Raw genomic sequence first — 15331 nt, forward strand, 5'->3', positions numbered from 1 at the left:
TGCCGCACGGTGTTGCTCCTCTTTCGTGTCCGAGATCGTCGCCAAACGCTCGAATACGAGTAGAATCAACACCGTGCGCCATGTCCACCAAATTTAAACCGGACAGCAGTGGGACAGACCCGAGCATGACGGAGGTGGGCTTTCGGGATTTTGCCAACAAATTGAACCCGGCTCCGCTAAGGCGAAGCCGGGTTTTTCTTGCCCAATTCCAGCTCAGGCGAGTGTCGTCAGCGCGCGGCTCGAAGCGCCGGCTTCGGCAAAGCGGCTGAAGACGCCGCTGGTGGTGTTGCGCAGCCGTTCGACATCCTGCGGGCCGTAGCGGTCCGAACGGTAGCTCATCAGCACGCGAATGGAGCGCTCGCCGCCGATCATCTCTTCCATCACCTCGAATTGCAGTCCCAGCATGGATTCATGCTTGTCGGGGTCGATCTGGCGGAACTCCACCGGTTTGCCATCCGGCCCGGCAAGAGTGCCGTTCAGCTTGTTCTTGGCGTGGATCTGGATAAAGACCTCGAACAGATGGTCGCGGCCGGGCGTCATGCCCAGCGCTTCCTCGACGAGATCGATCGGGATTTCGCTATGTTCCAGCGAGCCGTTGATGGTGTTCTTCACCGAAGAAATCAGGTCGCCGACGGTCATTGTCTCGCCGAAACGCACGCGATGGGCGACAACCGTGGTGAAATAGCCGATCGTATCGAAATAACCGCTATCGGTGCGGCCTGAAGCCGAGGTGCCGACCACGAGATCGCTTAACCCGCCGAGATGGCGCAGCGATGCGGCAATGGCGGCGTAAACCACGTTGAACAGCGAGGCGCTGTTCTGCTTGGCAATGGCGTAAAGCCCGTCGCTGACATGTTTTTCCAGCTTGAATTCGATCCAGCCGCCCGCCGGTGCTTCGTCCTGCGATGCCTCGTGCGGCGTGCTGTCCTGTCCGTTGAGGGTAAGGCCTTTCGGCGCATCCCGCAGCATATCGGTCCAGTAGGCGAGGTGGCCGGCATTGACGCCTGACGCGACCTGTTTTCTCGCAAATTCATGGAAGGGCGCCGGCTTGGTGGCAAAGACCGGGGCCTTGCCCGCCGCCCTTGCCCGGTAGGCCTCGGTCAGCTCGTCCATCATCAGGTTCACCGACCATTCGTCGAGTACGATGTGATGGAAAAGGAAGGAAAGCACCTGACGGCCGGTCTGCGCATCCTTAAGGAAGCGCAGCCGCATCGGCAGTTCACGCGCAAGATCGAACCGCCAGCCGGCCTCCGCGTGCCGGTCCACACCTTCGCTTTCTTCGCTGGTCCAGAACCATTTGTAACCGGGCAGGTCGTGCATCGGCACGATCTTCTGCAGAACCGTATTGTCTTCGACGTAGAAATGGGTCCGCAGGCCGGGATGGCGCTCGATGATATCGAGGAAGGCGCATTCGAAGGCATTCTCATCCACCGGATCGAGGAAATCGAGCGCGAAGGGAATGTTGAAGATTTCGCCGAAGCCGAAGGCGGCATAGGCCTTCCAGAGCGACATCTGCGCCAGCGAAAGCGGCGCGGTGAGCGAGCCGCTCGCCGTCGCTTCGGCCTGCGCGGGTGCTGCGGTTTCGAGCCGGGTCGCCTGTTTTGCGAGCGAGGCGGCGGTCGGGTAGCTGAACAGGTCGTTGAAGCGCAGCTCGATGCCGTGGTTGCTGAGAAGACGTCCGATGATGCGCGTCGCAATCAGCGAATGGCCGCCGAAGTCGAAGAAATCGTCATCCGGCCCCATGTCGGGCGAAACGAGCGCTTCACGGAATTCCGCAAGGATCGTTGCGACGGTGTTGTCATCGTTTTCACCCGAAGCAGGCTGCTGCGGTGCTGTCGCGACGTTTTGGGGGACGATGCCGGAAAAATCCGTGCCGCCTTCGAGATGGTTGACGAAGCGCTCCAGCAGGAAGGCCGTCGCATGCGGCGATGTCTCCCTGCCGCCCGTCAGTTCGAGGCGGATATCGCCGGCGGCTGTCGGGCCGGCGGCAAGCGTCAGGCCGAGACCGGATTGCAGGGAGGGCAGGGGCAGGTGCTCAAACTGGAGCCCATGCTCCGATATGGCCTGAACGGGTGTCGCAAGCGCCTGCAGCGTGAAGGTTGCGGTTCCGCCTTCATTGTCGTTTCGCTGCTCCAGACCGGACAGCACGGCTTTTTCAGCCTGTTCGGGTGATTGGTCGCGGGAGATCGCTACCCGTGCCGCAGCCTCCGCTGACATCGGCATCGAAGCGCTGACACCGGGCTCCAAGCGCAGGGTTACTGTCTCGGGACCGCCGGTTTTCGCGAGGAAAAGGGCAAAACGCGATCCGGCGCGGGCCAGAAGCGCATTCGTCGCCGTGGAGCTGTTAAGGCCGAGCAGGGTGGCGGGAAGATCGATGCCGTGGCTGTGGCTCGCCGGCCTGTCGACCCCGTTTTGCCGCAGCGCCACGACGGTCGAGCCGGAGGCCGGACGTTGCAGCCAGCCGAGCGGAAGCGGGTCGACACTGTTACTTTCGACCGCGCGCGGCGAAAGCGGTTTCGGTGTCTCACCGGCATAGGCCGCCGTAATGCCTTCCAGCAGGATTTGCGGCGAGAGGACTTCGCCGAGCAGGCCGTGGACCAGAAATGCCAGCAGGATTTCTCCCTCGCTCAAAAGCACGACGGCCTGAAACGGCGGGTCGGTCTCGGCATCGAAGGGCCTTGCCTGAAGGTCGTGTAGCAAAGTCAGGGCCTCGCCTGCCGATGGAACATGCAGCAGTTGCACGATGGATGCGGACGGGGCCTCGATGCTCTTGGCAAGCGTGCCGTCCTGGCCGAAGGCAAAGCGTGCACGAAGTTCGGGCCAGACTTCGCAAAGCGTCTTCAGCGCCGAGGTCAGGCGCAGCAGATCGCACTCTTCACCGATGCGATAGGCGAGAAGGGCGCGGAAGACCTGATCGGGATCCTGAAACTGCTCGAACCAGACCCGTTCTTCGTATTGGCTGGGCGGGGCTGCATCCCCCCTGTCGAAAGTTTCTTCGACGCGACGTGCGAGCATACGCGTATTGTCTGCTGCCATGGTCCTCTCCTTGGAAATATTCGGGAATCGCGCTCCGGCGCGAAAAGTGCTGCGTCGCGGGATCAATGTCCCGCGCGCGACCGTTCGATGAGCGCCTGCCAGGCGGCAAGCGTGGGCTGCCGGGCCAGATCCTCATAATCGAGCCGCGTCCCGGCAAGCTGGGAAAGCGGTGGCATCAGCCGCATGAGGGCAAGCGAATGAAGCCCGCGACCGAACAGGTTGTCCCCCGGTTCGATGTCGCGCACTTCATCGTCGAGAACCCTGGCGATAAGGGCCTTGAGTTCCGTCATCATCGTTTCCGCCTCCGGCATGGTGTCCGCCGCGATTGCCGGTTCACTCATCGAAATGATCGTGAACGCCGCTGGCGCCGCGCCGCCAGTAACCGGAAGCGCGAGTCCATTTGGGGTTGGCGCCGAATTCTTCGACCAGAAGGGCGCGAACCTCCTTTGCAGCCTTCGATTCGCAGGCAACCCAGCTGAAGAAATCGCCCTTCGGCAGGTCAAGCTTGCGCAGGGCGCCCACCAGCGCGTCGTGGTCGGTTCCGTTTTCCGTCCTCTGCGTCACCCAGACAATAGACGCATCCGCCTTCGTCGTGAGTTCCAGCCGGTCGGCATCCGTCTCGACCTCGATCAGCGCCACGACGCGGGTGCCCTCAGGCATTTCCTCCAGCCGCCGCGCCAGCGCGGGAAGGCCGGTATCGTCGGCAATCAGCAGATGCCAGTCGTAGGTGAAGGGAACGGTGAAGGAGCCGCGCGGACCGGCGATCCACGCTTTGTCACCCGCTTTGGCGGCTTTCGCCCAGTTGCTGGCGGGGCCGTCGTGATGGGTGGCGAAATCGATGGCGAGTTCGCCCTTTTCGACGTCGAAGCTGCGCGGTGTGTAGTCGCGCGCCAGCGGGCGCGGCGCACCTTCCGGGAATTCAATGCCGTTCGGGCCGATCACCGGCAGGCTCGGTTCGGTTTCGCCGGGCTGGGCAAAGAACATCTTGACGTGGTCGTCGAAACCGAGGCTCGCAAAGCCCTCCAGTTCCGGCCCGGTCAGGACGATGCGGACCATGGACCGGCTGAGCTTTTCGACGCGCGCGACATTGAGCGCGCGCAGCGCGACGGGGTGGCGATGGCGTTTGGGAGTGCGGTCCGGAATGGGGGAATCCATGGTTTCTGGCATGCTCATGCTGTTGTCTTTCCTGGGATATCGCCGACGGGTTCGGCGGTCTCGCTGTCCCGGGTCGGCGTGCCGGACGATCGCGCGTTGGGAATCTTAATCCGGCGCGATATTCCGGCGTCGTTGCGTCAAGATGCGCGAACCATAACAGGCGGTTTCGGCCCCGGCAATATAACTTTCTCCAAAAGCTCAAGTTTATACCCGGCACATAAATCGTGCCGGGATTGGCTTTGGATAACGCCGTTCAGCGGCGGCCTGCCCAGCTTTCCACCTCATCCAGTGTGTGCAGGGCGCTCGGGATTGAAGGCGTCGTGACCCTGGTGGAATCGAGGAAAACGATCCTTTTCTCGCGCGCCGGTTTTACGAAACGCTCCCAGCCGGGAATGATCTTTTCAAGGGCGGCGCGCGTTCCGGCCTCGCCGCGGGCGGGGCTGGTATAGCTGTTCATCACCACCAGCAGATCGGGATTGAGCTTGCCGAAGGCATCGGCGCTCAGCGGCATCATCAGGGTCGAGCCCATGCCGCCCGAAGAGGCAGCGTTGTCGATCTTCAGGCGGGTATAACCCAGATCCTCCAATGCCTGCACCGCGCCGGACATATCACCCACCGCATTGATCTGGTCGGTCAGCAGGATCGCGAGATAAGTCTTGCCCTTGATCTCGTCGCCCAGCGTCTTTTTGACGGCGGCGAGCTTCGTGTCATAGGTCTTCCGGCGCTCGGCAAAGACATCGCTTCGCCCGACCAGGGCGGCAAGGTTTTCTTCGACGCTGAAACCGTAGGCATGGCCGGTGCTGACTTTTTGCAGATAGACGGGGGCGACGGTGGAGAGTTGTTCGGCCTTGCCGCCATCCATTTCCGTGGCGACGATCAGGTCCGGTTGCAGCGCCCGCAGTTTTTCAAGGTCGATCTGGCCGACCGCGCCGAAACCCTTCGGTTTCGTGCGGCCTTCACCGAGAACGGTGTCGACGAAATCGACGGCGGTGGCGAATTTGCCGTCGCTGTTGCGGCCATAGGCGCCGACCACATTGGCGTCGAGATCCATCAGCGGCACGCCGAGCAGCGGCTCGTGCATGACGACGATGCGTTGCGGCTTTTCCGGAACGGAGACGGTGCGGCCGGCGGCATCGGTCACGCTGCGCTCGGCGGCGAGGCTCGTTCCGGCGGCCAGAAGTGCGGCGATGAGGATGGCAATTCGCATGGCATTCCCTTTATTCGATGTCTTCAGTGGCTATTGGTTCTGCGCAACGCCTGAAGGCGCAGCGTGAGGATGAAAAGCGGCACGCCGATCAGCGTCAGCGCAAGGCCGATCGGCATCGGCGTATCGGCCACCAGCCCGCGTGACAGCGTATCGGCGGTGACGACCAGAATGCCGCCGGTAAGCCCCGACAGGAAAAGCCTGGCGCGACCGACGGCGGGCGAAACGAAGGTGGCGAGATGCGGGGCGATAACGCCGAGAAAGGTCAGCGGGCCGACGGCGGTAACGGAGGAGGCGCTGAGGATGACCGCAAAAACAATGACGAGCGGGCGCGAATGCCTGACGGTTTCACCGAGCGCCATGGCCATTTCATTGCCGAGATCGAAGACCGCGAGCGCCCGGCCGATGAGAAAAATACCCACGAGGCTTGCGCCAAAGGGGGGCGCGAAAACGAGGATGGTCGACCAGCTTGCCTGAAACAGCGAACCCGCCATCCAGTCGGCCAGCGACAGCGAGGTTTCGGCCGGCGTGTAGAGCAAAAGGACGGAGGAGACGGAGGAAAGCGCCGATTCAATTGCGATGCCCATCAGCAATATGGCAAGGCCGCTCGAGTGTTCCCGTCCGACGAGGGCGATGAGAAGGAAGGCGACGGCCAGACCGCCGCCGACGGCCGCAAGCGCCACCAGCGTCTTGGGTGCGGCCGGCACCAGCACCAGAAGCAGCATGATGGTGGTCATCGAGCCTTGGCTCAGACCGAACAGGCCGGGATCGGCGAGCGGATTGCGGGCGACGGATTGCAGCATGGCGCCTGCCAGCGCCACGCTCCAGCCGGCCATGAAACCGATGAGGATACGCGGCAGCCGCACCGTCCACAGCGCATAGGCCTGATCGTCGCCGAGGTGCCCGCCCACCAAGCCGCGCAGGAGATCGGCGAGGCCCGTTTCGGTATTGCCGAGGCTGACGGACAGGGCGGCGAGCGCCAGCGCCAGCACCATCAGCGCAAGGCCGGCCTTCAGATTTCCGATGCCGATCTGCAGGCCGCTCGGAAGCCGGAGGACGGCTTTGCCGTCGGTAGCGAAATGCCGTTTCATGAAAGCCCCCTTCATGACAGCCCCCTCGCCGAAGGCGACAGATAGAAGCGCTTGACGATGACGATGAAGACGAGGCCCCCGAGCAGGTCCATGAACAGCCCGGTATTCACCACATAGGGCGCAAACAGGGTTTGCGCGCCAAGATCGGCCAGCACGCAGAGGCCCGCACCGACAAGCGCAGAGGCCGGCAGGGCAAGCGTGAAATTCACACCAACCAGCGGCCGGATCATATGCGGTACGATGAGGCCGACGAAGCCGATGGGGCCGCAGATCGCCACCGCCGAACCCGAGGCCAGCATGGTGGCGAAGAGCGCGACCCGGGAAATACGCGTGACATTCACACCGGCGGAGGCGGCCTTTTCCGCGCCCAGCAGAACCAGCGTCAGCGGCCGGGCGACCGCCCACAACATGACGAGCGCAATTGCGCCGATCCACCAGAAATCGGTGAGGCGCTCGGCATAGACGTGGTTGATATTGCCGCCCACCCAGCTGAGGAACTCGGCGCGGCGTGTGGGGTTGGAGAGAAGCAGGGCGTTGGTCACGCCGATCAGCAGCATGGAAACCAGCGCGCCGGAAAGGATGAGCGACAGGCCGCGCGGATCGTTCGCCCGCCCGGCGAGACGCGCGACGACGAAGCAGGCGGCAAAACCGAAGCCGGCGCCCGCGAGTGCTGCAAGGCCCTGCATTTCCGGAGAGAAATCGAACACCAGCGCACCGGCAATCACAAAAAGCGTCGCGCCGGCATTCAGCCCCAGGGTGGAGGGCGAGGCGAGGGGATTGCGCGCAAGCCCCTGCAGCACGCAACCGCTGACGGCCGTAGTCGCCCCCACATAGATGGCAATCAGCGCGCGTGGTATTTGCTGATAAAGAAGCACCGACTGCTCATAGCTGTCGGCCTCGCCGCGCCAGAGCGTCGCCAGGATTTCGGCAGGCGGCATGTCGCCGGACATTACCAGCAGATTGATGGCGAGGATGGCAGCCAGCAGCAGCGCGGCGGCGAAAATCAGCGTTATTTTCGGGGTCATGCCGGAATGGCCTGTTCCTGCCGCTCCAGCCGGGGCACGCAGATGAGCCGCCCCTGCCGGGAGAAGATATCGGCTTCGAGATCGAAGACCTCGGCGACATTTTCGGACGTTACCGTTGTTTTCACCGGCCCGGATGCCAGAACCCGCCCGGCTTTCAGCATGATGACATCATCGGCGAAGGTGGAGGCGAGGTTGAGATCGTGCAGCACGACGATGACACTCTTGCCATGCCTGTCCGTCAGTTCGCGCACGAGGCTGAGAACGGCATATTGATATTTCATGTCGAGATGATTGACCGGCTCGTCCATCAGGATCATGTCCGTATCCTGCGCCAGCACCATGGCGATGAAGGCGCGCTGGCGCTGGCCGCCGGAAAGCGTGTTGACCTGCGCTTTCGCCTTGTCTTCCAGCCCGACGGTCTTCAGCGCCTCGGCAAAAAGCGCGCGGTCGCGTTCGGTCGGGCCGCCCGCAAGGCCGTAACGGGCGTAACCGGCAAGCTCGATCAGCTCACCGAGCGTCATATAGTCAGGGCAATGGCACTCCTGCGGCAGATAGGCGATGCGCCGCGCCAGTTCGCGGCGTCCGATCTCGCCGATCGAACGCTCACCGAGCCTTATTGTCCCCGATGACAAAGGCACGAAACCCATGATGGTCTTCAACAGCGTCGACTTGCCGCAGCCATTGGGGCCGACCAGCGCGGTGACGCGGCCTGATCTGAAACGGGCGGAAAGCCCCCGCAGGACGGGAACATGTCCATAGCTGGCGTGAAGGTCCGTGGCGTCAAGCACCGGATACAACTCCTGTTATTCATGCGCCCATGCGTCGAGACGCCGCACGGTCTTTATAAGTATTTGAATTTAAACGTCTAACCCGTCGAAAAAGCATTTCTTTCCGGCAGGCGCGACGGTGTGGTCTTGAAGCGACACTAAACTATAGTAAAACTCTCCACAAATCGAAATTTGCCGATTCAATGTGCAGACTTCCTGCCGGTTATTTCAGTCGAGGTGCATCATGTCAGTCGCAGCCAAGCTTCATGTCGGCATGTCGCTGGCCCCAACCTGGCTCAGCGGCGAGGCATGGCGGCGCGCGGACAGCGATATAAACGGGGTGTTTTCCAGCGATTATTTCGTCGATCTGGCGCAGCGCGCGGAAGCCGCGCATGTGGATTTCGTGTTTCGGCCGGATACGCTTTTTCTGCGCACCGAGGGGCTGGAGACCGGCGGCGGATTTGCCAGCATGGATCCGACCATGCTTCTTGCGGCCATTGCGCGGGAAACCAGCCATGTCGGGCTGTTGTCCACCGTTTCGACCACATTTCTGCCGCCCTATGTGGTGGCCCGCCAGATCCAGTCGCTGAACTGGCTGAGCAACGGCAGGGCGGGGTGGAATATCGTCACGGCGCTTGAGGGGCACGAAAATTTCGGCCTGAAAGAGATGCCTTCGCCGCAGGAGCGTTACGAGCGCGCCGCCGAATTCACGCAGGTAGTACAGCAGCTCTGGGCGAGCTTTCCGAACGAAGCTCTCAAACTCGACCGGGAAAGCGGTCGGTTCGCGGATTCCTCGTTGGTGCGGCCGGTGGCGCATGAGGGTAGGCATTTCAGCGTCAAAGGCCCGCTCAACCTGCCGTCCCATGCCAGCCGCATTCCGCTGGTGCAGGCGGGCGCTTCTCCCGAGGGCCGTGATTTCGCCTCGTCGGTGGCCGATGCTGTCTTTGCCTCGACGCCGGATATGCAGGCGGCCATCGAACTCAGGGCGGATTTGCGGCGGCGTGCCGAGGGCCACGGTCGCAACCCCGACGGCGTGAAGCTGATGCCGGGCCTCAGCCTCTATCTCGCGGAGACCGGCAGGGAGGCGCTGGAACTCTTCGCGGAGACCCATGCCCGCGCCAACCGCGCCCGCGCTTTTGCCTCCATTCGCGATATGACGGGTCTTGATCTCACGGACTGGCCGCTCACGCGGATCGTTACCGCCTCCGACCTGCCGCCGCCGCCGGAGACACCGAGAAGCCGCACCCATGCCGGCCTGCTGCGCCGGCTGATCGAGCGGGAGACGCTGAGTGTTGCGGAATTATTGCGACGTCCGGAAGTGATGGGGTCGGGCCATTGGCAGATCATCGGTACTGTTGAAGATGCCCTTGAGGCCATCCGCGAATGGGCGGCTGCCGGTGCGATCGACGGTTTCGTCGCGGTGCCCGGCGGTTCGGTGGCATCCATGCGGCTGGTGCTGGAGCGGCTATTGCCGAAGCTCGCCGATGCCGGGCTGTTCCGCACCGCTTATTCCGGCCGCACCTTTGCGGAACATCTGGCCGAATAGGCTTATACGCCGCCGGATTCGGCCGTCGCCTGTCTGGCGGATTCGATCAGCCGGGAAAAATGCTGTTCGGTCTCGGCGGTGGCCACGAAGGATACGGTGGTGACGACACAACAGAGTTCGCCCTGGGCGTCGAAAACCGGCGCCGCCTTGCCCGTCAGGGCGGAGAACAGATGTTCATTGAGTTCCGCGCCGCCGACCTCACGAATGGTTTCCAGAATGCCGGCATCGGGACGGGAGCCACGAAAGGCGGCCGGTTGCAGCCTGCGCACGGCGGCTATCCTGTCCGGTGGCAGGTAGGCCTGAAAAACCAGCCCGCAGGCGCTGTTGTCCAGCGGCAGAACATCGCCGAGCGCTACGGTGCTGATGGAAAAGCTGGCGCTTCTCGCCCACCGCACCACGGTCGGGCCGCGTTCGGTCCAGATCGCCACGCCGCAGCTGGCGCCGATCTCGGAGGCAAGCGCATTCATCTGGCGGCCCGCGGTTTCGACCGGATTGATTCGCCTGAGCGCGCTTATGCCTATTCCGAGCGCCGCAGGTCCGAGGTCGTAACTGCCGCTTGCGGGGTCCTGTATCACCAGCCCCTCCCGCACGAGGCTTTGCATGTAGCGATGCGCCGTGGAGCGGCCGGTGCCGGCGCGTTTGGCCAGTTCGCCAAGTGCCAGCGCCCTGTCCGATCTGGCGAGAAGATTGAGGAAACGCGCCGCGATCGATACCGACTGAATGAGGGCAGAGCGCTTTTCGCCCTCGTTTTCCGGCAGATTGTCCGAATCGTCATCCATGGCGTTCAAGCGCGTTCCCCCGTTTTGTTGAGCATGCCTAACGCATCGCACCGGAAATCGGAATGGATTTCTGCGGACGGAACTATGCTGTTTCCTTTCGAAACGCTGCGGGTGAGCAAACGGTGGTCGGTAAACTTTGTTGTAAATATGGCACATCCCGTTACGGAAGCCTTTTTGTCCGCAATACAGAACGCATTCTCTATTGCGAAACGGATAACGCTTCCGTTACTTGAATATGACTTTAATACTCATGTTTATTAGGGGTGTGCGATGGGGTTTAGCTCTAACGGTCGTTTGATGAGCGGGGTCAGCGCTCTGACGCTGGCGACATTGTTTGTGACGCCGGTTCTCGGTCAGGATCAGCAGGCAACGACGGCGGGCACCACCGTCCTGAAGCCGATCGTCGTGACCGGTGAAAAAGTGGCGCGCGACATGAAGAACACGGCGTCGTCCGTTTCGGTCATATCCGGGGATAAAATCAAGAAGGAAAAGACCGGCGACCCGACCGTATCGGAAGCGATCAAGGATATTCCGAACGTCGTTTACACCGACAATGTCAGCGCCCCGATCATTCGCGGACAGGACACACAGGGACCGAATACCGGCTCCATCGCCTTCTTCACCGGCACGGTGCCGCGCGCGACGATCAATGTCGACGGCCATTATCTCGGTTATAACGAGTTCATCTATGGCGCGAGCTCCATCTGGGATGTCGAAAGCATCGAGGTGTTCCGCGGCCCACAGACCACCTCGCAGGGCGCCAACGCCATTGCCGGCGCGATCCTCGTCAACACCAAGGACCCGACCTTTACGCCGGAAGCCAGCTATCAGGCGGAAATCGGCAATTATCACCAGAAGCGCGGTTCCTTCGCCTTTTCCGGTCCGCTGATCGAGGATGAACTGGCGGCGCGTGTGGCGATCGATTATTCCGGCCGCGACACCTTCATCGACTACATCAATTCCGCCTTCGCCCATACCGGTACGGACCAGAATTTCAAGGAGTTCAACGGTCGCTTCAAGCTTCTGTGGGAGCCTTCGGAAATACCTGGTCTTTCGACAAAGCTAACCTATTCCTACAATGCCTCTAACCGGCCGAGCCAGGAAGCGGCTTCGCGCCCATTCGAGGACCTGAACCACGTCACCACAACCATGCCAAGTTTCGGCCAATACACCAATACTGGCATCCTCGACGTCAATTACGATTTCGAGAACGGTGTGAAGCTGTTCAACCAGACGCAGTTCTCCTCTTCCTCCGCCGAGCGCCGGGTTGGCATTGCGAATAATGGTGACGCCGAAATCGATCTGAAGAACACGTCTCACGAAACACGCGTGACCTTCGGTGATCAGGAAGACGTGCTGAGCGGTGTCGCGGGTATTTATTACGCGCATACGAAAGCCGACGAGGTGCTTTATCTGCGCGGAACCTCGCGCTTCAACGATACCAAGGATAATCTCGGCCTCTTCAGCGAATTGAGCTATCGCCTGACCGATCAATGGACCCTGACCGGCGGCCTGCGCTACCAGCAGGACCAGATTCAGCGCGCCGGCTACCGGACGCTCTCCGCCACCAGCAGAAGCTCGGTCAATTATGACGAAACCTTCTCGGAAATCCTGCCCAAGGCGTCGCTGGCCTACGCCATCAATGACGACTGGACGGTGGGCGGCCTGATCAGCCGCGGTTACAATCCCGGCGGCGTCGCATTCGACCTGACGACCAGCAAATGGCGCACCTTCGACAAGGAAACCATCTGGAACTACGAGCTGTTCACCCGCGCCAGCCTGCTGGACGATACGCTGACAGTGAACGGTAACCTGTTCTACATGGACATGAAGGACGCCCAGTTTAACGTGCCGGTCGTCGTCTCCACGGGCATCAGCGAGTCCTACACCGTCAATGCCGAAGAAGCTCATGCTTACGGTCTGGAAATCGGCGTGGATTATCAGGTCCTCGACAATCTGACACTGAAGGCCAGCGCCGGTCTGCTGAAGACGAAGATCGACGAGATTTCCAGCAATGCCGCCTATGTCGGCAAGGAATTCGCCAAGTCGCCGGGTTACAGCTTCACCGTCGGAGCAAGCTGGGACGTGACGGATAAATTTACCGTTTCGGGGCAGGTGCGCCATCTCGACGGCTATTATTCCGACACGGATAACAAGGCCGTTTATGCCATCGATCCTTATACGATTGCAGATGTGCGGGCGAGCTACAAGTTCCAGGAGGAGCTTGAATTCTACGCTTACGTCAAGAACGTCTTCGATGAGCGCGCACCGACGCTGATGAAGGAAAACCGCGGCATTGGCGGCATCGAGGCAAGCATGACCGAACCGCGCATGTTTGGCGTCGGTATTCGCGGCACGTTCTGAGCGATTGCCGGATTTGAAAAGCAAAAGGCCTTCGAAGTGATCTTCGAAGGCCTTTTTGATGAAACGACGCGGATAAAGTCTCAGAAAAACGCCTGAATGCCCGTCTGCGCCCGGCCGAGGATTAACGCGTGGACGTCGTGCGTGCCCTCATAGGTGTTGACCGTCTCAAGGTTCTGGGCGTGGCGCATGACGTGATATTCGATCTGAATGCCGTTGCCGCCATGCATGTCGCGGGCCTGGCGGGCGATATCCAGCGCCTTGCCGCAATTGTTGCGCTTGATGATGGAGATCATTTCCGGCGCCATCTTATGCTCGTCCATCAGTTGGCCGACGCGCAGCGATGCCTGAAGGCCGAGCGCGATTTCGGTCTGCATGTCGGCGAGCTTCTTCTGGTAAAGCTGCATGCCGGCGAGCGGCTTGCCGAACTGCTTGCGGTCGAGACCATATTGCCGGGCGCGGAGCCAGCAATCTTCCGCAGCCCCCATGACCCCCCAGGAAATGCCGTAACGGGCGCGGTTGAGGCAGCCGAACGGGCCTTTCAGGCCGGAAACATTGGGCAGCAGCGCGTCTTCGCCCACTTCCACACCGTCCAGAACGATCTCACCGGTGATGGAGGCGCGCAGCGACAGCTTGCCGCCGATTTTGGGAGCGGAGAGGCCCTTCATGCCCTTTTCCAGCACGAAGCCCCTGATCTGGTTGTCATGCGCTTCCGATTTCGCCCAGACGACGAAGACATCGGCGATTGGCGCATTAGAAATCCACATTTTCGAACCGCGCAGGCGATAGCCGCCGGCAATTTTCTCGGCGCGGGTCTTCATGCCACCGGGATCGGAGCCGGCATCCGGCTCGGTGAGGCCGAAACAGCCGATCAGCTCGCCGGAGACGAGGCCGGGCAGGTATTTCTTCTTCTGCTCGTCAGAGCCATAGGCGAAGATCGGATGGATGACGAGCGAGGACTGCACGCTCATCATCGAGCGGTAACCGCTGTCGATCCGCTCCACCTCGCGGGCGACGAGGCCGTAAGCCACATAGCTGGCATTGGCCGCGCCATATTCTTCCGGCAGGGTGACGCCGAGCAGGCCGGTGCGGCCCATCAGGCGGAACAGTTCCGGTTCGGTGGTCTCGGAAAGATAGGCTTCGGAGACACGCGGCAAGAGTTCGGATTTGCCGAAAGCGGCGGCGGCGTCGCGGATCATCCGCTCGTCATCGGTCAGTTGGTCTTCGAGCAGAAAAGGGTCCTGCCAATTGAATGCTGCGTGTTCGCTCACGTGATGCCTCCGGATTTGCTGGCCGGATTATTGGTATTCGAGCCAGTCGGCACAAGCCATGTTTACTCATTTTTGCATTACATATAGTAATGGCTCATGACATCTCTCAGCCGCAAACTCCTGCCCTCCACCAGTGCGCTCGCCGCCTTCGATTCCGTGGCCCGGCTCGGCAGCTTTTCCGCCGCCGCCGATGAGCTTGCCCTGACGCAGGGGGCGATCAGCCGGCAGGTTATGTCACTGGAAGAACAGCTTGGCGTGCGCCTGTTCGAACGCGGCGCGCGCGGCGTGACGCTGACGGCGGAAGGCCGTGCCTATGCAAAATCCATCGCCTCCGCCCTTGGCGAGATACGCTCTGCGTCGCTGCAGATCATGACCAAAACGCATGGCAATACCTTGAACCTTGCCATGTTGCCCACCTTCGGCACCCGCTGGCTTCTGCCGCGTATCCCGGATTTCGTGGCGAACCACCCCGAAATCACCATCAATTTCGCCACCCGCATCGGCCAATTCGACTTTGAGCGTGAGCAGCTGGATATGGCGATCCATATCGGCCAGGCCGATTGGCCGGGGGCGGAGAGCACCTTTCTCATGCATGAAATGGTCGCGCCGGTGTGCAGCCCGCAATTTCTCAGCGCTCACCCGGTGGAAAGGGGCGAGGATATCGCCGCCCTGCCGTTGCTGCACATGGCCTCGCGGCCCGGCGCATGGGGGCACTGGTTCGAAAGCCTCGGCCTGTCGCTCGCCCTGCCGCAGGGCATGCGCTTCGAACAGTTTTCCAGCGTGGCGCAGGCCTGCATCGCCGGGCTCGGCGTGGCGCTGATGCCGCTGTTTCTGATCGATAACGAACTGAAATCGAAGCAACTGGTCAAAGCCTTCGATCATCAGGCGAGAAGCCCCAGTTCCTATTATGCGGTGGCGCCGCTTTCGCGTGCCAATCATGTCCCGGTCGTGCTGTTTCGCGATTGGCTGGTGCGCCAGGTTGAGGCTTATCGCGCCGCCAGCACTCAGGCCCTGTAAAAAATAATCGCTCTTTTTTCGGGCATTTAACCTTTGTGCCCAGCTTTTCGCCGTATTTCGCCGGCGCAGGACTCGACAG

General features: G+C 61.5%; 12 protein-coding genes. 3 read left to right on the forward strand and 9 right to left on the reverse strand.

The window, feature by feature from the left end:
• Positions 1-213: 213 nt before the first annotated feature.
• The 7 genes from PH605_RS13075 to PH605_RS13105 form a co-directional block, all read right to left on the reverse strand.
• Positions 214-3036, reverse strand: a complete 2823-nt coding sequence (locus PH605_RS13075; protein ID WP_142845252.1) for a condensation domain-containing protein — start codon at positions 3034-3036, stop codon at positions 214-216.
• 62 nt (positions 3037-3098) lie between these two features.
• Complete coding sequence (locus PH605_RS13080) at positions 3099-3377, reverse strand: phosphopantetheine-binding protein (protein ID WP_078053260.1); 279 nt, start codon at positions 3375-3377, stop codon at positions 3099-3101.
• Positions 3370-4209 carry a siderophore-interacting protein gene (locus PH605_RS13085; RefSeq protein WP_142845251.1) on the reverse strand — a complete coding sequence of 280 codons (840 nt, stop codon included), beginning with the start codon at positions 4207-4209 and terminating at the stop codon, positions 3370-3372. Before PH605_RS13085 ends, PH605_RS13080 begins: the two co-directional genes overlap by 8 nt.
• 235 nt (positions 4210-4444) lie before the next feature.
• Complete coding sequence (locus PH605_RS13090; protein WP_142845250.1) at positions 4445-5398, reverse strand: ABC transporter substrate-binding protein; 954 nt, start codon at positions 5396-5398, stop codon at positions 4445-4447.
• A gap of 23 nt (positions 5399-5421) precedes the next feature.
• On the reverse strand, positions 5422-6486 hold the full coding sequence (locus PH605_RS13095) for a FecCD family ABC transporter permease (protein WP_142845249.1): 1065 nt from the start codon (positions 6484-6486) through the stop codon (positions 5422-5424).
• An 11-nt stretch (positions 6487-6497) separates the two neighbouring features.
• Positions 6498-7511 carry a FecCD family ABC transporter permease gene (locus PH605_RS13100; protein WP_142845248.1) on the reverse strand — a complete coding sequence of 338 codons (1014 nt, stop codon included), beginning with the start codon at positions 7509-7511 and terminating at the stop codon, positions 6498-6500.
• Entirely contained in the window at positions 7508-8308 is an 801-nt protein-coding gene (locus tag PH605_RS13105) for an ABC transporter ATP-binding protein (protein WP_142845247.1), read from the reverse strand. Before PH605_RS13105 ends, PH605_RS13100 begins: the two co-directional genes overlap by 4 nt.
• Before the next feature lie 214 nt (positions 8309-8522).
• Here PH605_RS13105 and PH605_RS13110 point away from each other — a divergent pair, with 214 nt between their 5' ends.
• Entirely contained in the window at positions 8523-9824 is a 1302-nt protein-coding gene (locus PH605_RS13110) for an NtaA/DmoA family FMN-dependent monooxygenase (RefSeq protein WP_142845246.1), read from the forward strand.
• A 2-nt stretch (positions 9825-9826) separates the two neighbouring features.
• Here PH605_RS13110 and PH605_RS13115 read toward each other — a convergent pair whose 3' ends face one another.
• Complete coding sequence (locus PH605_RS13115) at positions 9827-10603, reverse strand: IclR family transcriptional regulator (protein ID WP_142845257.1); 777 nt, start codon at positions 10601-10603, stop codon at positions 9827-9829.
• 297 nt (positions 10604-10900) lie between these two features.
• On the opposite strand from PH605_RS13115, the gene PH605_RS13120 reads away from it, so the two are divergent.
• Positions 10901-12967, forward strand: a complete 2067-nt coding sequence (locus PH605_RS13120) for a TonB-dependent receptor (protein ID WP_142845245.1) — start codon at positions 10901-10903, stop codon at positions 12965-12967.
• An 80-nt stretch (positions 12968-13047) separates the two neighbouring features.
• Here the strand turns inward: PH605_RS13120 and PH605_RS13125 are convergent, their stop codons facing one another.
• The gene (locus PH605_RS13125) at positions 13048-14235 is read right to left on the reverse strand and encodes an acyl-CoA dehydrogenase (protein ID WP_142845244.1); all 1188 of its coding nucleotides are present in this window, start codon (positions 14233-14235) and stop codon (positions 13048-13050) included.
• A 96-nt stretch (positions 14236-14331) separates the two neighbouring features.
• Here PH605_RS13125 and PH605_RS13130 point away from each other — a divergent pair, with 96 nt between their 5' ends.
• Complete coding sequence (locus PH605_RS13130; RefSeq protein WP_142845243.1) at positions 14332-15252, forward strand: LysR family transcriptional regulator; 921 nt, start codon at positions 14332-14334, stop codon at positions 15250-15252.
• Positions 15253-15331: the final 79 nt, after the last annotated feature.

This window comes from Agrobacterium sp. CFBP 3001, from assembly GCF_027871605.1.
In the GTDB taxonomy this organism is placed as follows: domain Bacteria; phylum Pseudomonadota; class Alphaproteobacteria; order Rhizobiales; family Rhizobiaceae; genus Agrobacterium; species Agrobacterium leguminum.

Coding starts and splice junctions, on each gene's coding strand:
- PH605_RS13075 (WP_142845252.1), bottom strand. CDS start 3,036: ATGGCAGCAGACAATACGCGTATGCTCGCACGTCGCGTCGAAGAAACT.
- PH605_RS13100 (WP_142845248.1), bottom strand. CDS start 7,511: ATGACCCCGAAAATAACGCTGATTTTCGCCGCCGCGCTGCTGCTGGCT.
- PH605_RS13090 (WP_142845250.1), bottom strand. CDS start 5,398: ATGCGAATTGCCATCCTCATCGCCGCACTTCTGGCCGCCGGAACGAGC.
- PH605_RS13085 (WP_142845251.1), bottom strand. CDS start 4,209: ATGAGCATGCCAGAAACCATGGATTCCCCCATTCCGGACCGCACTCCC.
- PH605_RS13080 (WP_078053260.1), bottom strand. CDS start 3,377: ATGAGTGAACCGGCAATCGCGGCGGACACCATGCCGGAGGCGGAAACG.
- PH605_RS13115 (WP_142845257.1), bottom strand. CDS start 10,603: ATGGATGACGATTCGGACAATCTGCCGGAAAACGAGGGCGAAAAGCGC.
- PH605_RS13120 (WP_142845245.1), top strand. CDS start 10,901: ATGAGCGGGGTCAGCGCTCTGACGCTGGCGACATTGTTTGTGACGCCG.
- PH605_RS13110 (WP_142845246.1), top strand. CDS start 8,523: ATGTCAGTCGCAGCCAAGCTTCATGTCGGCATGTCGCTGGCCCCAACC.
- PH605_RS13130 (WP_142845243.1), top strand. CDS start 14,332: ATGACATCTCTCAGCCGCAAACTCCTGCCCTCCACCAGTGCGCTCGCC.
- PH605_RS13095 (WP_142845249.1), bottom strand. CDS start 6,486: ATGAAACGGCATTTCGCTACCGACGGCAAAGCCGTCCTCCGGCTTCCG.